Source organism: Streptococcus sp. KHUD_011, assembly GCF_046352925.1.
Lineage (GTDB): Bacteria > Bacillota > Bacilli > Lactobacillales > Streptococcaceae > Streptococcus.
The window spans coordinates 95,282-115,578 of the sequence record NZ_CP157578.1 but is presented as its reverse complement, the minus strand read 5'-3'; the positions used below and the strand labels follow the sequence as shown (position 1 = coordinate 115,578).

General features: G+C 41.3%; 22 protein-coding genes. All 22 read right to left on the bottom strand.

Going from position 1 to position 20,297, the window contains the following annotated elements; genetic code table 11:
• Positions 1-64 precede the first annotated feature (64 nt).
• Positions 65-1,549, bottom strand: a complete 1,485-nt coding sequence (locus ABKJ27_RS00565; protein ID WP_261046509.1) for an ABC transporter substrate-binding protein — start codon at positions 1,547-1,549, stop codon at positions 65-67.
• 103 nt (positions 1,550-1,652) lie between these two features.
• Complete coding sequence (locus ABKJ27_RS00560) at positions 1,653-2,576, bottom strand: carbohydrate ABC transporter permease (RefSeq protein WP_000818351.1); 924 nt, start codon at positions 2,574-2,576, stop codon at positions 1,653-1,655.
• 13 nt (positions 2,577-2,589) lie between these two features.
• On the bottom strand, positions 2,590-3,519 hold the full coding sequence (locus ABKJ27_RS00555; RefSeq protein WP_261050677.1) for an ABC transporter permease: 930 nt from the start codon (positions 3,517-3,519) through the stop codon (positions 2,590-2,592).
• 211 nt (positions 3,520-3,730) lie between these two features.
• Positions 3,731-5,611, bottom strand: coding sequence for a beta-N-acetylhexosaminidase (locus ABKJ27_RS00550; RefSeq protein WP_410011823.1), 1,881 nt, complete (start codon positions 5,609-5,611; stop codon positions 3,731-3,733).
• Positions 5,605-6,474 (bottom strand): ROK family protein, encoded by an 870-nt coding sequence (locus ABKJ27_RS00545; protein ID WP_410011822.1) that lies wholly within the window; start codon positions 6,472-6,474, stop codon positions 5,605-5,607. The genes ABKJ27_RS00550 and ABKJ27_RS00545 overlap by 7 nt, the downstream gene beginning before the upstream one ends.
• Before the next feature lie 83 nt (positions 6,475-6,557).
• Positions 6,558-9,203 carry an alpha-mannosidase gene (locus ABKJ27_RS00540; RefSeq protein WP_410011821.1) on the bottom strand — a complete coding sequence of 882 codons (2,646 nt, stop codon included), beginning with the start codon at positions 9,201-9,203 and terminating at the stop codon, positions 6,558-6,560.
• Positions 9,204-9,301: 98 nt separating this feature from the next.
• Complete coding sequence (locus ABKJ27_RS00535) at positions 9,302-10,582, bottom strand: glycoside hydrolase family 125 protein (protein ID WP_020902646.1); 1,281 nt, start codon at positions 10,580-10,582, stop codon at positions 9,302-9,304.
• Positions 10,583-11,059: 477 nt separating this feature from the next.
• Positions 11,060-11,194, bottom strand: coding sequence for a hypothetical protein (locus ABKJ27_RS00530; protein WP_410011820.1), 135 nt, complete (start codon positions 11,192-11,194; stop codon positions 11,060-11,062).
• 53 nt (positions 11,195-11,247) lie between these two features.
• The gene (locus tag ABKJ27_RS00525; RefSeq protein WP_410011819.1) at positions 11,248-11,640 is read right to left on the bottom strand and encodes a transcriptional regulator; all 393 of its coding nucleotides are present in this window, start codon (positions 11,638-11,640) and stop codon (positions 11,248-11,250) included.
• A 1,269-nt stretch (positions 11,641-12,909) separates the two neighbouring features.
• On the bottom strand, positions 12,910-13,413 hold the full coding sequence (locus tag ABKJ27_RS00520; RefSeq protein ID WP_410011818.1) for a hypothetical protein: 504 nt from the start codon (positions 13,411-13,413) through the stop codon (positions 12,910-12,912).
• A 70-nt stretch (positions 13,414-13,483) separates the two neighbouring features.
• A complete protein-coding gene (locus ABKJ27_RS00515) occupies positions 13,484-14,014 on the bottom strand; it encodes a hypothetical protein (protein WP_410011817.1) in 531 nt (176 codons plus the stop codon).
• An 82-nt stretch (positions 14,015-14,096) separates the two neighbouring features.
• Positions 14,097-14,270, bottom strand: a complete 174-nt coding sequence (locus ABKJ27_RS00510; RefSeq protein ID WP_410011816.1) for a sporulation protein Cse60 — start codon at positions 14,268-14,270, stop codon at positions 14,097-14,099.
• Positions 14,271-14,565: 295 nt separating this feature from the next.
• Positions 14,566-16,206: a phage/plasmid primase, P4 family gene (locus tag ABKJ27_RS00505; protein ID WP_410011815.1), complete on the bottom strand. Its 1,641-nt coding sequence runs from the start codon at positions 16,204-16,206 to the stop codon at positions 14,566-14,568.
• A 19-nt stretch (positions 16,207-16,225) separates the two neighbouring features.
• Positions 16,226-17,086 (bottom strand): primase alpha helix C-terminal domain-containing protein, encoded by an 861-nt coding sequence (locus tag ABKJ27_RS00500; protein ID WP_410011814.1) that lies wholly within the window; start codon positions 17,084-17,086, stop codon positions 16,226-16,228.
• Between the two features lie 140 nt (positions 17,087-17,226).
• Positions 17,227-17,502: a hypothetical protein gene (locus tag ABKJ27_RS00495; protein ID WP_000492141.1), complete on the bottom strand. Its 276-nt coding sequence runs from the start codon at positions 17,500-17,502 to the stop codon at positions 17,227-17,229.
• Entirely contained in the window at positions 17,495-17,836 is a 342-nt protein-coding gene (locus ABKJ27_RS00490) for a DNA-binding protein (protein ID WP_410011813.1), read from the bottom strand. The genes ABKJ27_RS00495 and ABKJ27_RS00490 overlap by 8 nt, the downstream gene beginning before the upstream one ends.
• Entirely contained in the window at positions 17,820-18,110 is a 291-nt protein-coding gene (locus ABKJ27_RS00485; protein WP_410011812.1) for a hypothetical protein, read from the bottom strand. The genes ABKJ27_RS00490 and ABKJ27_RS00485 overlap by 17 nt, the downstream gene beginning before the upstream one ends.
• Positions 18,107-18,322 (bottom strand): hypothetical protein, encoded by a 216-nt coding sequence (locus ABKJ27_RS00480; protein WP_410011811.1) that lies wholly within the window; start codon positions 18,320-18,322, stop codon positions 18,107-18,109. Before ABKJ27_RS00480 ends, ABKJ27_RS00485 begins: the two co-directional genes overlap by 4 nt.
• A gap of 1 nt (position 18,323) precedes the next feature.
• Complete coding sequence (locus ABKJ27_RS00475) at positions 18,324-18,524, bottom strand: hypothetical protein (protein WP_410011810.1); 201 nt, start codon at positions 18,522-18,524, stop codon at positions 18,324-18,326.
• A complete protein-coding gene (locus ABKJ27_RS00470) occupies positions 18,521-18,952 on the bottom strand; it encodes a hypothetical protein (protein WP_410011809.1) in 432 nt (143 codons plus the stop codon). Before ABKJ27_RS00470 ends, ABKJ27_RS00475 begins: the two co-directional genes overlap by 4 nt.
• 371 nt (positions 18,953-19,323) lie before the next feature.
• A complete protein-coding gene (locus tag ABKJ27_RS00465) occupies positions 19,324-19,953 on the bottom strand; it encodes a Rha family transcriptional regulator (protein WP_410011808.1) in 630 nt (209 codons plus the stop codon).
• An 11-nt stretch (positions 19,954-19,964) separates the two neighbouring features.
• Complete coding sequence (locus ABKJ27_RS00460) at positions 19,965-20,195, bottom strand: helix-turn-helix domain-containing protein (RefSeq protein WP_410011807.1); 231 nt, start codon at positions 20,193-20,195, stop codon at positions 19,965-19,967.
• Positions 20,196-20,297 lie beyond the last annotated feature (102 nt).

Genomic DNA, 20,297 nt, shown 5'->3' with positions numbered 1-20,297 from the left:
AACCTGAGGAAAACAGTGATTCAGTTTTTAGGAATTAGGAATGAATACACGAAATCAATTGATCTTATGATTTTTTGTTTTTCAAGAATTCATCGTATTGTTTTTGCATTTCGTTCAATACTTTATCGTAGGCACCTTCAGATTTCAATTTTTCCATCAATTCTGGAATAGCTTTGTCTGGGTCTACAGTACCAGTGTTGATAGCTGTATCGAATTGTTGCATTGTGTTAGAGATAGCTGAGATTTCAGATTTCACATTGTCAGTGTTAAAGATGAATCCAAGCGCTGGAGATTCTTTAGCTTCTGCCAATTGTTTCTTAGAATCTGCAATTTGTTGATCTGTAACGTTTTCGTTGATGTAAAGGATCCAGTTGTTACCAGTGTTCCATCCACCCATGTGAGTGTTTCCTTTGTATCCATCAAGGACACGAACACGGTTTTCTTTACCTTCAATTTTTTCCCAGTTCTTGCCTTCTGGACCATAAACAAGACCATTCAAGAGTTCTGGGTTAGTGTTCAAGAGGTTCAACACTTCCATTGATTTTTCTTTGTTCTTAGAGTTGTTTGAGATTACAAAGTTAGCAACTTGTGTTGTTTGGTTTTTCTTGATGAAGTTAGTGATTGGTTTGATTTGGATATCTTTGTTAGCAACACGTGAAAGCAAGCTATTGCCGTAGTCAGCTGGTCCTACTGTTTCTTCACGAACAAACCAAGTATCTTGTTGAAGATCAAATGAAGTATCGCTTGTTGCTACGTCTTTTGGAATGTATCCAGCTTCATAGAATTTATGAAGAGTCTTCAAGTGTTCTTTGAAACGAGGTACTTCGTAACGGTTTACGATCTTAGTAGTGTCTCCTTCAAGGTCGATAACGAATGGAAGTCCATTTGGAACTGGGTAGTCAAAGTTATCAGATGGGATGAAGTTCTTAGTAACCGCAAATGGCACTACATCTGGAGCTTTTTCTTTGATTTGTTTCAAGACTGGTTCAAGTGTTTCATATGAAGTGACACCTGAAATATCGATACCGTATTTAGCAAGAAGAGTTCCGTTGAAGGCGAAGTTTTGAGATGATGCAACGTTGGCTGCAACTGGAACTGCGTAAATTTTACCGTTAATGCTGTTACCTTTGATGTAAGCTGGGTCAAGTGCTTTGTAAAGTTCAGCCCCTTCTTTCTTATACAAGTCAGTCAAGTCAGCATAAGCACCTTTTTGAGCATTTACAACATAGTTAGATGCAAAGGCGATATCATAGTTTTCACCAGATGATGTGATAACTGACATTTTCTTATCATAGTCACCCCATCCAAGATATTGGATATCCAATTTGGCACCAACTTTTTCTCCGATGATTTTGTTAGCATTTTCTAGCAATTCATCCAAGTTATCTGGTTTGTCACCGATTTGGTACATTTTGATAACAGTTTTTTCACCTGAAGCTGAGTCAGCAGCTTTTTTACTGTTACCTGAAAGGTTCCCACAAGCAGCGAGACCAGCAGCCAAAGCGACTACACTAGCAGATGCAAAAGCATATTTTTTCCAGTTTTTCATGACAAAAACTCCTTTTTTTATTTTTAAACTTATAAACAATGTAATGATCTTAACTTCACGCAAGGGAAGTTTGGAAATGAGAAATGTTCTTTCTCAATAAGCACTATTCTTTCACGCCACCGATAGTCAAACCTTTTACAAAGTAGCGTTGGAAGAATGGATACAAAATCGCGATTGGAAGGGTTGCCACCACAACCATGGCCATACGTCCTGTTTCTTTCGGTAGAGCAACTCCCAGTTGACCAGATAGGCCGACTGCTTTTGCGATGTAGTCCATATTTTGTTGGATTTGCATCAGCAAATATTGCAATGGATACAAGTTGTCACTCTTGATATAGAGGAGGGCGTTGAACCAGTCGTTCCAGAAACCAAGAGCTGTCAAAAGCGTGATGGTTGCGATACCTGGTAGTGACAATGGCAAACAGATTTGGAAAAAGATCCGGGCCTCACTAGCACCATCGATACGAGCGGATTCTAGAATAGCTTCTGGAATGGTCTTCTTGAAGAAGGAACGCATCAAGATGATGTTAAATGGTGAGAGAAGCATTGGAACAATCAAGGCCCAAACTGTATCACCAAGTTGAAGTAAACGAGTTACCACGATATAGCCTGGTACCAAACCAGCGTTGAACAACATACTAAGAAGGGCAAAGATCGTAAAGAATCTGCGATACTTAAAGGTTGTACGTGAGATGGCGTAGGCATAGGTTGTTGTGATAAAAACGTTTGTGATAGTCCCCACCACTGTTACAAAGACTGAGATGAAGAGGGCTTGGAGGATTTTATCCTTAAACTGTGCCAAAAATTCAAAACCGTCTAATCCAAATTGGGATGGGAAGAAGCTATATCCATTTTGGAGGATACTCTTTTCATCTGTCACCGAAATAACAATAACGAATACGAAGGGTAGGATACAAGAGAGGGCAATCAAACCAGAAATGGTACTAAAGAAGATATCTGCTTTCTTACTGAAGGAGTGAATGCCGACATTATCAATTTTTTCTTTTTTAATTTTCTTTTCTGCCATATTCTCCTCCTTTCTAGAACAAGGCTGAGTTTGGATCAACTCGTCTTGCAAGTAAGTTTGATAGGATAACTAGAATCAAGCCGACTACTGATTGATAGAGACCTGCCGCTGAAGCCATCCCGATATCCGCTGTCTGAGTCAAGCCATTATAAACATATACGTCCAAGACGTTGGTTACGTTATAAAGCTGACCAGCATTGTGGGGGATTTGGTAGAAAAGACCGAAGTCTGCACGGAAGATATTTCCGACTGCAAGGATGGTCAATACAGTTACCAATGGTGTCAACTGTGGAATGGTTACATTGCGAATTCGTTGCCATTTGCTGGCTCCGTCCACTGTTGCTGCTTCGTAGTAGGTTGGATCAATTCCCATGATTGTCGCATAGTACATGACACTGCTATATCCAAAGCCTTTCCAAATACCTAGGAAAAGTAGGAGATATGGCCAGATACCTAAGTCAGCGTAGAAATTGATTTCCTTCATTCCGATAGACTCTAGTAAATGGTTGAATACCCCTTTATCAATGTTTAGGAAGGCATCTGTAAAGAAACTGATGATAACCCAAGACAAGAAGTAAGGGAACAACATAGAAGTTTGGAAGATCTTAACCATTCTCTTAGAACGGAGTTCACTGAGGATAATGGCAATCCCTACAGATACAATCAAACCGATAAAGATAAAGCCTAGATTGTAGAGGACAGTATTTCGTGTGATGATAAAGGCGTCTTTTGAACTAAACAAGAATCTGAAATTATCGAGTCCGACCCATTTACTATTCACGATACTATCTATAAATCCATTACTGGTCATGTGGTAGTCTTTAAAGGCAACCACGTTCCCAAATACTGGAATGTAGAAGAATAGAATCAACCAGAGTGCCCCTGGCAAAACCATCAAGAGAAAGATCCAGTTGTCTCTCAAGGTTTTTGAAAACTTATTCATAATTTCCTCCCTTTTTTATTTTGATATCCATCTAAAAATTCCTTTTTAGACTTTTGATAACGATTACATTATTAGTATACTCCTATTTGAAGGTTAGGTTAAACTACTAATTATATAAAAAACTCCACAAATTATTTTATGTGGAGTACTTTTTTAAGAAAGGGATGTTTCACGAGAAACACTCTGAGTAAGAGCAAGGTGTTCTTGTTTTTTATGTCGTGTAGATGGTTGAAGCTGTCGCAATGGTATGCCACTGGTTGGCTGTTGTAGCTGCGAAGTCCTTGTCTGCGTAGAAGTCAGTAAATGGCAGAATTTCCACTTCTAACTCATCGATGCGGTCCAGCTGACCTGCCAGATAAGCCTCGATACGACTTTCTGCGCGCTTGATGCGTTGCAAGAGTCCGCCCATGCGGATATCGACCGTATCCAAGCCAAAGACCTTGTTTTCTTTCAGCCATTGGTGGCTAAATAGGGCATGGAAGTCTTCAATCTGGCTTCTGAGTTTTGGTAATTCTTGTCTTGCGATTTCTTGCAGACTTTCTTTATCATCTGCTTGGTAGGCCTGACGAATGCGTCGTCCCACATCGACTTTGCGACTTAAAATGGTATTCAACTGGGCCTGCGTTTCAAAGAGGTAAGCATAGTTTCCAGCTTTTTCTTTAATGTCAGCAAGCGTCTCAGCAGCCTGAGTGAAGTGTGCTTTATCCTGTTCAGGTGTCATGTGTCGGTCAAGGATCGGACAGAGAACATCCTGATAAAAGACATAGCGGTTGGGATTGATACCACTGAGATTGTCTGGTAGGTCTGGTAATAGGTTGGCTAGGTCAATCTGCATAAAATCCTCAACCGAAAGACCTGTATTGGTCTTGAAGTGAGCAGACAGACGGTCTAGGTCATTACGGTAACTGAGTTCTGCCCAGATTTGCAAGCTTGGTAGGACAGAAAACTGGGCGGTCTCACCACCATTGTCCCCCCAACCAGTTACGATGACTTCTTTGATCTGATTGGCACGACAGGCCTTGTTCGCTTCAAGAGCGATGAGTCGGCTGAAATGGTTATTGGGTGTGAAACCAATCCACTTCCAAGCTCCTCCTGCAAATGCAAGGTCATGACTAATCTTGTGATGGTTGCGGAAGTTGCGATTGTATTTTTCCTCGCTATCCTGGTAATAGTCCCAGTAAACCAAAGTCACTCGGTCTTTGAGACGGTCTAGGTAGACACGAGTTTCCTCTGGAATTTCCACGTCACGGTCATACTGGCCATCCGCTGACATGAGTTTGAAGAACATATCGCTCCACATCTGACAGTGGAAACCATATTTGTCAGCAATATCCAGCACGCGCTCCAAGTGTTGGCACATGAGGAGACTACGATCCACAACACCGTTCAGAATCAAGTAGCGTCCCAAACCAACCAAGTGGGCTTCGTCCATCCCGATATTGACCTTGCGAGTTTGTAGTTTAGACAGAGTAGCAAACATACCATCAATCAGGTCATAAACCTTTTCTTCGCCGATAAGAAGGATATCCTCTACATCACGGAGCTCCTGGACTTCTTTGACACCCCATTTGACAAAGGCTGACAAGTGGGCCAAAGTCTGGATGCAGGGCACAAAGGTCATGTCAAACTGCTGGGCATAGGCTTCAATTTCCTGCAATTCCTCAGCTGAGTAGGCTCCACGGAAATAGCCAAAGTAAGGCTGCCCTTCAATCTGGTAAGTGTCTTCCATGTAGAGCTCAAAAGTTGAGTAGCCCATGAGAGCTAAGACCTCAATCATCTGCTTGGCAGAAGCCACATTCAGCACCGCATTTCGAGAACAGTCAGCCATGTAGGCTAAATCTTCATAAGCCGCCTTCTCCTTAATCTCTACTTTATCACCTTCTGCTAGAGCTGTTACCAACAAGGACAAGGCGCGATAGAGTTGGTGAGGTTTGCGATAGGTTAGTTGATAGTGTCCACCCTCACCCTTGATAGAGATAGAGGCTTGGTCAGATTGGGCGACAGCTACTTCGACATCTGGTAGAGAAATGTGCTTTTGAAGCAACTCTATAGCTTGATGTTGTTTACTGCTAATTCCTGTAAATCTTACCATTGATTTTCCTCCTGTAACCAGTTGACAAGGGCACCGTAGAGATTGGCATCTGCATGATAGGTGCAGGCTTGGATGACGGGTGTGACCGTGTATTCTTCGTAGGTATCAACAAAGTCATCTACAGCTTTTTTGACCCCTTGGATAAAGTCAGGGTTTTGGCTGATGGAGCCACCTAGGCTAATGACATCTGGGTCGATGAGATACTGAATATTGAGCAAGCCTTGCGCCAGATTGCGGTTCATGCGCTCAATAGCTTCTTGACAAAGGGTATTTCCTGCTTCGGCCTCTTGGTAAATCTTGCGACCGTCCCAGTCAGTTTGACCAGATTTTTCAATCACGTAGCGTACCATATTCCCAGTTGACGCTAGTTGCGACCAGTTGTTGAGCTTTTCAGCAGGGGCAAGAGTTGTCATGTAGCCAAATTCTCCACCCAGACCGTGGCGACCTCGATGAAGTCTACCATTGATAATCATGGCTCCGCCAATCCCTGTCCCAATCACGACACAGGCTGCATTTTCAAGTTCTGGATGAGCCAGTAATTCACTGAGTCCAACGCAGTTAGCATCATTTTCCAGATGGATAGGAATCTGATAAGAGCTAAGCGCCTCATACCAAGAAAATCCGTGAATGTAGGGTACTGCACTGAAGCCATCAATCACACCTGTCTCTTGATTGACCGCGCCTGGAACGCTCATAGCAATCCCACTGTAATCCTGCTCTGACAAGCACTGGTCTAGCCAAGTTACTAAATCTTCCAAACTTTCAGGCGTTGGAATGCTTGTCTTATCCAGTATTTTCCCATCAGGAGTCAGACTGGCAAACTTAATCCCAGTCCCTCCGATATCAATCGTTGCAATGGTCATTGTTTTTACCATAAAAAGGGGCGAATCAGCAGTTAGTTCTTACCTTTTCGCCCCTCCTTTCTCTTTATGTTTACTTTTTGAAATTAAATTTCTTCTTTTTTGATGAATTCTGTACGAATCTCTTGTGGTGAAATGAGTCCTCTATGAACTGGGTATGGTCGTTCAAGTAGGTCAAGGAAGAGATGTTGACTTTCCGGTACACGCACATTTTCACTACACATATTGTAGTAGCGAAGAACATAGCCTTCTTCATTTTCAGCTACCTTAAAGGCTGTTGGACAGATTTGCGGTATGCTGAGAACAGAATGGCTCAAGAGGCTACCAGTCGCAGCCACGCTTCCTTCTTGTCTAGCAAGCTGAAGGCTGGTAAACGGTGTCTGCAAGGCTTTAGCACGACGATAGGCTGAGAAGCGTTCTTGGGCTTGGTGGCACTCAAGCGCAAACTCGACTTCAAATTCACGCAAGCATTGTGCTTCTGGTGTTGGGAAGTAGCCCCAGTCACCTAGCTCACCTGATGCACGCAAAATAGTCACTGCAATGGTGTCGTCTCCAAGGATTTCGTATTCATTCAATCCCTTGTTGGATACAGTCACTCCTTTTTCATCGTCATACAGACTGACAAAAGCTTGTTGGTGTTGAGGATTTTCAGGATTTTCCCATGAAGCAGCTGGTTTGTTTGGTCGTGTCACCACCTCATAGATGCTTTCAGAATCATTGCTTGGACGCGTGTTATGAGTCTTGACCAAGAGACGGATACGGTGGTCTTTGGCAGTGTTAGTAAAGCGAGTCTTGCAACGGATTTGTGGATTATCAACGAAGATAGTCATCTCAGTTTCAAGAGGAATGCTTGTCAATTCTTCTGAACGTCCAGCTTCACGCTTCATAAACTCGATGATGCCTTTTTGCTCTTCTTCTAGCTTTTCATCTGCACTGACAGGGACGGTCAATTCATGTTTGAGCAAAATCTTAGCATAGCGAGCTGTGTTTTCCAAGACCTCGTAGCCCTTAAGCTCTGCATAGATTGGCTCTGTTCCTTTTGGTTGGAAATAGATATACTCGTTTCCGATGTCACCACGGTCTTCGAAGCGGATAAAATCTTCATAGGCTTCGTGAGTTGTCTTGTCATAGACTGTGATATTGTCATCCACACTCACCGTTACAAATGGCGTATCAATCACTCCGTTTTGGTAAATACCGTCGCGGTGTTCTTGCTCTCCTTCCAGCAATTGGAAGGTTGTCCAAGAAAGTGGCGCTAGGTGAACTGGAATGGTCACGCGCACTTGACGAGCAATACGAGCTTGGCGGAACTTATCTTTTGGTAAATCGTACTCAAAATTAGCTCCGAGATCTTCGATTTTAGCCTCTACAAGACGCCCATCCAAGTCCTCCACACGGTAGCTTGGCAAGATAAGAGCAGCCATCTTCTTGTAACCTTCTGTTGGGTGCAATTCCTTAAAATCACAAGTCGCAACATCAATCACTGTGCTGACAGTATCGACCTTATCATGCAAACCTGTGTTAATGACAGTAAAGAGATAATCACTTTGAGCCTTAGACGTAGCGATTTTACCCTTCCATTCGTTAAGAAGATTGCTCTTAACAAAGTTTCCGACTTGATTGACCTTGGCAAAACGTGTCTCCATCTCACGGTGAACTTCGTCCACGCTACAGCCACAGATACTATCATGCGGCGCATTTTGCAAAAGTGTTTTCCAAGCATAGGTCAACTGATCCTTGTGATTGTGGCCCCCAGTGATAATCGTCAAGGGTTCTACAACTTGCTCTAGGAGGTTGCTATTTTCTTGGAAGGCTTGTTTGAGATAAATACGAGATGAAGAAGTGTTGGCAAGTGTGTACCAGCCGTCTGTTTCCTGACTGGTCAACTCACCTGTAACCGTTGATAACTGCTCTGGTAGGGCACTTTCCACGGCTTGAACATATTCATCAAAAGAACTATGAACAAAGGTTACATCTGGGAAGAGTTCATTTGCCACACGAATGGCTTCGCTCAGATTTTTCTGGACAGGCTGGTGGTCACAACCGTTCATCATCAACCATTGGTTGGTAGAAGCGTAGTCACGCACGTCTGCCAGTTTTTGTTTCCAGAAGGTCAAAGCCTCGTCTTTATCCACTGGAATTTCATTCCCGTTACTGTACCAGTTGGCAAAGAGAATCCCCAGGACACGACTACCATCCGCACCCTGCCAGTACATTTCTGAAAACTGAGATGTAAACTGCTCATCTTCAAGAACTTGGTTGTCAAACCCAATCGGCTTCACACCACGACCAAAAGCGGCCACGTGAATGCCTGATTTTTGAAGGATTTGAGGCGCTTGTCCCATATTTCCAAAGGTATCTGGGAAGTAACCAATCTGAGTGGATTTGCCCCACTTTGCAGCTTCCTGCTGACCAATCAAGGTATTGCGGACATTGGCTTCACTTGAAATCAAGTAATCATCCTGCAAGATATAAAAGGGACCAATTTTCAATTTTCCTTCGTCGATGTACTGTTGAACTTTGTCGCGATTTTCAGGACGAATCTCCAAGTAGTCATCAAGGACAATAGTTTGCCCGTCTAAATGGAAACTCTTGAACTCAGGGTCATTTTCAAAAAGATCAAAGAGATTGTCAAACAATTCCACCAACTGCATACGGTGGCTTTCAAAAGGCAAGTACCACTCACGGTCCCAGTGACTATGTGAGATAATATGTACGACAACATTTTCCATGAAGTAAAACCTCATTCTAAATTTAAATTTTTATTGTTAACGTTTTAAATGTAAATTTGTGATTCTTTCCAAGAATCAGTTGCGCTAAAGCGTGTTCCTTAGCGGATATCCAAGTAATCCAAGACCAATTCACAGAACATCATGTTAGCCCAAGAGAACCATTCACGAGAGTAGAGAGTTGGGTCGTCCACGTGGAAGCTTTCGTGCATGACACCTGTACCACCATCGCAAGCAACCAGCTGATCCAACAAGAATTTCTTCTCTGCCTTATCTCTTGTTGTCAAACCTTGGATAGAAAGGGCGATTGGCCAGATATAGCGATAGAAGGTATGAGAACTTCCGAGACCGCTAGCGTATTCTCCTTGGTAGAAGTATGGATTTTCAGGGCTCAGAATGGTACGACGAGTTGCTTGATAGACTTCGTCGTTGATATCGCAGTAGCCCAGATAAGGCGCAGCCAACAAACTTGGTACGTTTGGATCATCCATGATGCTGGCATTTCCTAGGCCATCCACTTCAAAGGCATAAATCTTTTCGCCCTTGCTGTTGCTTGTGTAGGCGTAGTTTTCGATACCTTCTTGGATTTCCGCTTTGAGACGCTTAGCATCAGCAATAACACTCTCGCTATCAGCTAAGTCTAGTTCTGCAAAGATTTCTTGAACATACCCCAAAACAACAACTGCAAACATATTTGACGGAATCAAGTAACTATACTGACAACAGTCATCACTCGGACGAAAGGCTGACCAAGTCATACCTGTCACTGCAAAGTCAGGGCCAAATCCATCATTTACCAAGGTGTCTTCCTTACGGTCCGTATCTCGGACAAAACGATAAGGAGAGTTCTTGTGGTCTTGTTCCACTGTCCACAGATGGAGAATTTCCTTAGTCGCTGCGACAAAAGTCTCATCAAACTGGCTAGTCTCGCCAGTCTCTTTCCAGAGGAGATAAGCCAACTGCAAAGGATAGCAAAGCGAGTCCACCTCGTACTTGCGTTCCCAAATCCAGCCATTAAGGTCTGTATGGTCGGTCTCGTGGTGCCCCTTCCAGTTTTCCTCAATATTAAAGGAATTGGCATAAGGATCCTTGAGTACCAAGGTCATCTGACGCTTGACCAAACCTGCAATGGTCTGACGCAGGAGGGCATCTCTTTTAGCCACATGAAGGTAGGGTCTGAGTTGAGCTGTTGAATCCCGAAGCCACATAGCAGGAATATCACCAGTGAGTACAAAGGTTGAACCATCTTCTAGGATTGCAACCGTATTGTCCAAGGTGTCTGTATAGCAACGCTCGAAAACATCCACCCACTCTGGATGGTCCTTAGCCCGCTCTGCCACTTCATCTAGCCATTCTCGAACAATTTCTTTTGAATAAATCATCGTGCAGTATCCTCTTTCAAACAAGTTTCATTTTCAGTATATAGCTTTTGAGGCAGAAAATACATACACAAATGATAGTCATTTTTCTACATAATAAAAGAATTATTATTTTAGGTTTCCTTAGGGCTTCCTGACCCTTATATCACGCGCTTTTTAACAAAAAATACTAACATTACTTTTTACTACTTGCTCCCCCAAAGTACGCAAAAAGGGGAGCAAAAAAGCCCCACAAAAGGGCTAAGATTTGACGAGTTCAGCAGGCAAGAAACTAGCACGGTCAAACGTGCTTTTTTTATTGCTAGTTGCTGATAGGTATATTATACCATGAAGCGCGTGGTTTATAAGATTATGACCTCACAAAAGCCCCTAGATTTGTTTCTAAGGGCTTGTAGTTTATCCGTGGTGTTTTAGTTGTCCAGTACGAAACCAAGCGAAATATGGGGCGAATATGAAGCCTACGCCTACATTTGCCAACATTTACGCTTCTAATTCTTGTAGTAAGGTTAAATCTAAATCATCAAGGTCAACATCTATTTCAAAATCCATGTTTAAATCTATCTCCATATCCTCTAATTGGATATTCTCCAAATCAATAAAAAAATCTTCAATCATGTCATCCCCCCTCACTTAAATCTCAACATTTCTCAACAAAACACCCCAAACGCCTACTTATATGCTTCCAGCTCTCCGTTCTGGTGGATTCTCGCAAAGTTTAAGACCGCTATCTGTTTGTATCGGTGGTAGCTAGTGGAGCTAGTACCTGCCATTTCTACGAATTCCCTCATTGTTTTCTTTCTCATGTAGCAATAATGGATAATGAAGTATTTTCTAGCTCTCTCGTTCTCTATGCTGTTGATGTCGTGGGCGAATATCTCCAACCCCTCACGGATTGCTTTTTCATGCTCACCGCTCAAATTCCACTGATCAGGTAAGACAAGTTTCCAAACCTCTTCATCTATCGTAACTTGGTTTTCACTTCCTGCCATCCTCTGGAAACATAGAAAGTAAGTCATCCGCTCTCTTACGTTCATCATCGTTTTAAACTTATCCAGCTCCATCAGTTCGCTCCTTCATGATATAATATTATTGAGATTATAGCTGAGGCGGAGCGCCTTGGCTTTTTTTCGTTTTCTCTATGTTCGCTCTAGCTTCAAATGATTTCCCGTGAGAAAAAATGTACAATGACGGTGTGAAGCTCATAGAAGCGCGTGGGGAGGGAGATAGCCCCCGTATCTCCTTATGGTTTGATAGGCAATTAAGGGACGTTTTTATCTCTCTTATCTCCTTGTCATTCTGCAAGCAATTAAGGCAAGTTATTTCTTTGCTTATCTGCTTATCATTTGGTAAGCAATAAATCCAAAATAACAGACTTTTAAACCGCTCTTATCTCCCTGTCATTTGGTAGGAAAATAAGGGGAGTTATTTTAGTTCTTATTTCCCTATCATTTTGTAAGGAGAAAATCCAAATTAAGGAAGCTAATAAGTCTCCTTATCTCCTTACAGTTTTTCAGGGAGCAAAATCAAAATAAGCGATGTTATTTCCTGTCTTATTTCCTTACCGTTTGACAAGGAGAAAAACGAAAATAAGGAGCTTTTAAATTCGTCTTAACTCCCTATCGTTTTGTAAGCAATTAAGAAGGCTTATTGTCGTCCTTATCTGCTTGTCGTTCTGCAAGGAGTAAATCCGAAATAAGAGGGCTAAAAACTTTGCTTATCTGCTTGATAAATGATAGGGGGGAGATAGCCACTTTCTCGGCGTTCGCTCGGAGTTCAACACACATAACCCTGCCATTTGTCAGTCATATTTACTGCCACTACCTAAGAAAAACCTCACCTTTTCTAACCCTCATAAACCTCTCTACCTTGTGGTAACCTTGGGGCTTTTAAATACGCAACCTTGACAAAACCTTTACATTTTTTGCTCTTACCTCACCAAAACCTCACCATTGAAAAACTCCTGTACCTTACCAAAACCTTACCGTCCTGTGGTTCTAAAAAAGTAGCTATACCTTAGGGTAATCTTAGGGTTCTATCACTAGAAAAAAAGCCCTGTACCTTTGTAAAACCTTAGTATTTTGAAGTATGTGACCTTAGCCTAATCTTAGCCTATTTTTAATATTTTTAAATACACAACCTTATACTAATCTTATACTTTTTATATATGCAACCTCACCCTTATCTCACCCTTTTTTTGGAACGCTTACCGCACCCTTTTTTAGAACGTTCTACTCACTTAAATCCTTGATATATCTGGCTTTTTTAACATTCAAACCGTCTAATATGTAGTATTTGTTCGTTTTGTAAATTGCACACTACTTCATATTGTCCTACAATCTCAAACCATTCAGCCAAAATCTATCCCCTTTTTTAGTATACTTCAAAAACTTCATATAGTGCTTATGATACCTGTCACGCTTCATATACTTTGGTCTTTCAGGGAAACTATCAAACATATATCCGCCACGTCTAGGACTCCACCCTGGTTCTACCTTTCTAGCTTCTTTTAGTGCAAGCTCCCAGTAGTATTGGCAATCCGTTTTACTGCGGTTCAGGGTGTGCTTGTGGATATCTAGACAAGTACCGCAACTAAAATACAAATACCGTTTATAAAGCAACCTGCACCGTCTACCACAATCAGGGCAAAGAAAGAAATATCGATAACCTCCCTTAGTACCTGCTATTCTATCTAATTCAAATGACTCTCCACCAAAATCAATCACTAAATTATCCAAATCAATCTCTAAACGTTGACCGTCCAACTCGGCTATACTCTTAGATATTCCTCTCAGCTTCATTGGTTTAGTGATTGTTTCTATTGCTAACTGCTTCATTATTTCCCCCTATATGGAAAAACCCAAAACTATTGACTTGATAGCAAAAAGGGGATTTCTCCCCTGTGTTCTACTTCAAATGCTCTGTATAACCAGCAAGGCCTTTATATTCGCCCTCTACGTCCAACTTTTGGAGTAGGCTAATACTTTCATCGCCCAGCATTTCCAACGTACCAAAAGCAGTCATAGAGTCCATAGGGATAGGCTTATCAGAAAGCAAGCGATCAGCATAGTCTAATAGTTCCAGCTCGTAGTCTGTGACCTTTTCCAGCAAACTCTCAAAATCCTCTGACTCTTTGAGTTGAAGCACGCGCTCCCGTTTATAACGTTCTTCAAATGCTTCAGCCTCTCCTGGTTGTTTGTGGTAGTCTTTAAAACTGTCACAAATACGCTTAAAGGTCTTGTTTAGCTTGTGATCTTCCACATACTCAGCTACTAGCGTGCCTTTATCCTTGTAGGTCAATGAAATTACAGGTTGGCAATATGTCCCAGTCATATATCCCAGTAGCGCGTGACCTGCTACTTGAGCGGTCGCCTGATCACAAAAATAGTAAGTGAAAGTAAATGTTTTGGCTTTATCTGAAAATGTTTTTAATGTCATGTTGTTTTTCCTCTTTCTGTTTTAAGGGTGTCACTAGTAGTTACACCATTGCAAGGGGGTCGGTACTATCTACCCCATTTTGTTATCTGTATAATACCATCACACTGGTTAGTGCATCCATATCCTCACTATCCCCCACTGTTGCCTCTGTATATTTCACGTCAATAACTTCAACGCCTGCCATAAAACCATTTACCTGGCTTTCCAAATCCCAAAGGGGTTGCTTGTATCTCTGATGAAATAGTTTAATTTTCATTTTTAGCTCCTTTTTTTATACGCTTCTTACAAATTTTATACACTTGTTTTTGAAAGTGTATAAAAAATAAAGTCAGTAGTACCAAGGGTTTTGCTATTGTTTTATACACTTTATACGCTTTATACATTAAAATAAAAATATATATAGGGGATAATAGGGACCCCATTTTTGAAACATAATATAAGGAAATTTTTTTATTTCCGTGTTTTTCGTATAAAGTGTATAAAACCCTTGATATGACAACGTTTTTAAGTGTATAAGATTTTTGCCCTACTGTATAAAGTGTATAAAATTCTTATTTTCTTTTTCTTCTCTTTTTGTACTCTGGCCAATGGTTGTAATAACCGCGTTCATTCTTTGGCTTTTTCTGCTTTTCGGGTGTCGTCCTACCATTAGCATAGGCTACGCTTGCAAACGGCGGTAGGTCTTCTTTAGGATAAAAACCTTTATGTATCTGTTGCCCTGCAGGGATAACCTTCTGGCCAACTGCGAAACCTTCTGGCAAGTTGCTTTTGATTTCTCGATGTAAGCCCATTTCTGACCTGTTTTCTTTAATACCATAGTATTCTAGGAAACCTTTCCAAACGTGGTAGACAAAACTATTAGGGATAAACTCACTTGTCAATTCATCAGTAAAAAACTTAGAAACAAAATCAATAACGGGGTTCATATCCTTGTGGTGTTCTTCTAAAATTTCAATCGACTTCGTAGGGTTAATGTCAGCGATTGGTGTTTCAATGGCCAACTTAACCAGGTACTCCAGCACTTCTTTGCGGTTAATGTAATCGTCTTTGATAGCCTTGTTAGGATTACCTTTGAATATTTTGGTAAAAGGTAAAATTCTAAATCGCCTATCAATAGCTGACTTATCTCCGTTCATTCTTGGTAAACCATTAGATGACTGTACCACCGTCATATTAAGGCGTATGCTATAAGGGCGTTTCCCTTTGTCCTCTATGGTCATTATGTCGCCTGTTGCTAAGCTAAACATATCTGAAGTGTCTCTAATTACTGCGTCCTTTTGTACATCATCACCGATTACAAGCGACTTTCCCAATAATATAGAAGTTGAAAATTGGCTTTTTGTTAAGCCAGTGATTTTCAAACTGGCCACATTTTCCATACCAACTAGGTTTATAAGTAACTGCTGAAAAGTTCCTTTTCCTGTTCCACCTTCACCGAAAAGCCAAAATATTTTTTGCAATGACTGCCCTGTGACGCTTGCTTTTATAATCTGGATAGCAAGGTTATAAAGCTCCTTGTCACCGTCAAACAACTCTAAAAGCCAAGCTGTCGGCTTCCAGCCGTTAATTATAGGCTCTTCTGCTCCAGGGCTATAACCTGTTTTTATCTTTCTTGTTGCTGTAATCTCTGGTGTAGTTTCTTCAAAAATGCCTGTCTTAGCATTGTATAGCTGTTTCCCAATTACAGTATAATTGCCTTGGATTTCCCTCATTTGGCTCTGTCTAGCTATTTTATAAAGCGTGTCAAATGCCTGTTTTTCCGTTGCGTTTGGATAAATGACAGAAATAAGATCTTGCAAAAATTCATTATCCTCTAACCAGATACCAAAATCAGGATTATAGAAATATAAAGGGGCTTTTTGCCCTTGTGCCTCTGGCTTAATTCTAATAAATCGGACGTACTTTTTTAACATAATAGCAACTCCCAGCGGATTAGTTGGTAAGGCCTTACTGCTCTTTTCCTCGCCTTTCTGCTGGGCTAGTTCTTCATGCTGGGCCTCGGTTAACCTGCCTGCCTTTACATTTTCAAGGTGTTTGCTGTCTGCCATAACTTCTTCATAAGCTTGCTGATAAGCCTTGTCCTTGATTTCTTGACACTCTTTGATAAGTTGCCCCCTAACACCTTTGAAAGTCTTAAAGTGCTTATCCTCACTTTCACGCGCCTCTAAGATTTCACTTTCCAGTCTTTTCAATTTCTCCTTTTCTATGGTTCTATCCTCTCTTTCTGTATTCTGCCCGTGCTATACTGCTAAAAGTGCGGTCTAGCTCTTCAATAGGCAATGGTTCAACTGTCACACTATTGGCTATCTTTGTAAGTTCATAGGCTGTCTCTAGGTCACAATCAACCCACTTATTAAAGAGTAAGCCTACAAATCGTGTCACTGCCACGTTACGCCCTCCCTCGTCTCCAAATCCGTTGAAAAGCGTGTCAATGATCCTCATAGTCATTGACCTCTGACCGCTTGCTCTAGGCTTGTAAAACTCAGTAGTTCCTTGCTTCGCTCTTGGTTCAACCTTGGGTACTGGATAATCAAGCCCATGCTCTACAATCTTTTGATAACTTGCTGGGTCGCCTGTTGTTACTGGTAGCCCTTGGAGTTGTGACCAGGTTAAACTGGCCATGTCAAAGGGGAGCCCAATCTTATCAGCAATCTCTTTCACTACCTGCTTATAGGTCGCCTCATTCATCACGTTGTCAGGCTTCACTACAAGGCGAAAACGGGGCTTTTCTAAGCTATGTTTGATAGTCGGGTATAAGATATAGGAGTAGCCAAATAAAGCGCTAGAAATGGCTTTTATAAAGCCCTCAGTCGTCCCCTGTATATCGTCATAATCAAGGAAAATCAAATCCCGATAGATTAGACTGGAGTTGTTTCGCTTGTAACTGCCATGCTTTTCTGGCGTCACTTTCCCACTGATACAGTAAGGCGCTTGTGTACGTTTAAATTCTTCAATGTTTGCCCCTTCAGGGACTACCAAAGGCTTAAAGCGTTCAATGTACTGGAACGGCTCAATTTTATCAAATGGATAGACAAGATTACTCTGAAAGCCTTTAGCCTCATAAATTGTCATACTATCGCCCCTTTTTGCGTTTCTTTTTTAACTTCTTCAGTAGCTTTTGTTCTTGGAACTGTTCCAAAGATCTACCACGATGCTTATACAATTTAATGTCATGATAATGACCTCCGCCTTGTGCTGGGTGTATGTTATATCTACCCATTTTCCACCCCCAGAAACTTCCAGATGTCAGTTATTTTATAATAAACCTTTCTTGTATCTTCAAGCGGTGGATGGTATCGCCTTAGCCCTGCTTTTTCCCACTTTTGGAGTGTCAGATATTTTATATCTAACTCGCCCATGACTTCCTGGGCTGAGATTAAACCTGTCAGTCGTGGTTTGACTGTATCACGCGCTTCCAGGTATCTTTCCACTACCTCCAGAATGCCATGCGCTAGGTCTTGCTCGCTTTCTCGGCTTAGGCTAAACATATCCGCCCACCTCCTTCAAGATTTCTTTGTAGCTTTCTAGGTCGCTGTTCATCAACACCGCTAGGCGCTTTTCTTCTTCTCGTATCTGATTGTAAAAGGTTTTTGCACTGTCCAATAGCTCTTCTTTGTTAGCTGGGATAAAATATCCTCTAAATGTCCCGTGTCGAACCCCAACAATAGGAATGCTATTGCGCGTGATTAGACGGCTAATAATATCTTGCACGGTTCTTTCTGCTAGCTTAGTGATCAGGCTGATTTCTGCCCCTGTTATGGAGTTCTCAGCCCCTACCTTGATTAGTCTTAATACTTTCTTATCATTATCTGATAGGCTCATTCAGTTTCTCCTCTCCTTTGCTTTTATTCACAAAGGTTATTTGTCCGCTCGCTACCCCTTGCAAAATATCTTTTTGAGTTTCTATGATTGTATCCAAGGTTTTCAAAATAGCTGTCTTAGTCTCTAAATCAAACGCTTGTTTTGTCAACAAGCCCATAGTTACAGCTAACTTTGTTGCATTGTCCATACATGTAGCTAGAAAAATCTCTTTTGTAAAATAAGGTTCATCTGGTATTTTTTCACTATCAAGGTATATCTTCACTGTGTAACTCATTTCATCCCTCCGTAAACTCTTACCCCTGCAAGCTGGATATAACGCCCATAATCAGGGTTTAAATCCTCGCTAGGTGTTTCTATCGTCTGTTTGTTTTCTCGCTCAAATTGGGCGCTTTTTTTGCTGTCTCGGTGATTTAGATAAAGCAGTAAGCCAATCAGTACCATCATAAAGACAACCGCTTGTGTATTGGTCAAATCTAACTCATTCATGTTATGCCCTCGCTTGATAATTCTTAATATAGTCCACTTGATCAGTTCGCTCCATCTTCAGGAAGTCGTCCACCTCTTCGGGTGTTACCTTTCTATCTAAAAAATCAGTGATGAACTGGAAGAGGTTGGGACGTTCTGACTTGATTTCAGCCATTACTTCATCAAATTCTGCTTGTGTCATGTTGTCTAGGTCTAGTGTCATTTTAATAGCCCTCTTTCTTCTAAATCAGCAACTACTAAACGACGTAAGTACATCCAGGTTGAAGTAGTTGTATGATTGATCCCATTACTTAGATTGTTTTCTTTTATTGCTTGATCTAAGAAATTGAATAGCAACCAGTCAGGAGCTTCACCATGCCTTTCTGTACAGCCGTCGTCATATTTTTTTAATTCCCCAAGCAGGTTCTCAACATTCCTATTAAAAAACTCCTCATGACTTGCCTCTTGCTTTTTATAAGTTTCCGATAGTTTATAAAATTGAATCCATAACTGACTAATTGCTGATCTACAATCTTCAGCAATCTCGGTTGCTCCGTGGTGTTTCTTTGATAAATGCCACTCTGATAAAATATCTAGCTTTTCTTCTACAAGTCCTAACTCTGTTTCAAAATCTTTAAAGTATGTATCCATGTTTTTTACCTCTGTTTCTATGTTGTGTAGTTACCCTAAGGGCTTTTTAATGCTTTTTTTCTTACCACTAGCCTCACGCTCTCTGTCTGCAAACTTCTGAGTGTGGGGATTTTGAATGGTTGTTTCTTATACAGTTTTTCTTGCCTACAGCCTCACGCTCTCCTCGGTCGCCAAAATTTAAACGTGAGAAAGTACCAGTTTAAAGAGTTGGCGCTCTCCGTATGGTCAAATTGCCCTAAATATGCTATAATCTAGGTATAAATCTTTACTAAAACCTCTTTAATAATAGCTTGCCTGCTTTGTTAAATTCGTTTTAGTGTTAGTGTGAAAGGCTCTGCGGTGTGGTTATTGCTAAGCCTTTTTTGTTGCTCTCACGCGCTTCTTTGGCGTGTTTTTTTATTTCTGAATGCCATAGCTTTGATTTCCTGATAACTCATATTCAAGCCAATCATGGCTATTACCATGTCCTCAAATGCCTGATATTGCTCCAGCTCGTCACTGGTCAAGCTATCAATGCCATTATAGCCCCCACGTTCTTCCCTTAACTGCTTAGCGTTCCTGTCGGTTACTGCTTTCAGTAGCAAGTTGTTCATGGTGCTATGCGCGTGCTTTGGGGCTTGTTCCCAGTTCTCAATACTGTCATGCAGTGTTTTTCTTTTTGGCTTTTCTAGCGCCCTCTGCATACGAAACTTAGAAAGCTCCTCACGCATTTCAAAGAATGCTTTGACTAGGTTCATTTTGAACCGCCGTACAGGTTCAGTATTCTTTAAATAAGTGATCAGCAAGGTCGCTTGTTGTTCATTTAGGCGATAGATTTTCATTGGTCGCCCTCGCCCGTCTAATTTACGCATTTCAAATGCGATAATTCCGTAGCTTTCAAAATCAGCTTTATGCTTTCTTAAAAGTTCTTGTACTGTGTGATGGGTAACTTCAGCACATTCAGCTATTATTTCGCTTGTAGTATACGGCTCTTTCTTGCCGTCCATGTAGACTAGTTCCATTTAATACCTCTTTATCGTTCTTTTTCGGGAACATTTTTGGTAAAAAAAATTCCTAATTCATTAACACTATATCCTAAAATATTGCCAAAATCAGCAAGTTCATCAGCTCCAAAAGGGACAACCCCGTTTTCCCTTTTTGCGTAGGGTGCTCGTGATTTCCATCCCATTTTCTCAGCAACTACATCTTGAGTATAACCTTTGGCAATACGTTCCGCTTTAATGCGTCTCAAATCTAATTCCATAAGTTTCCACCTTTCTTTTTTAAATCGTTCCCAATAAGGAACAAAATAAGTATAACGCTATCGTTCTCATTTGTCGACAGTAAAGTTCAATATTTAGACAAA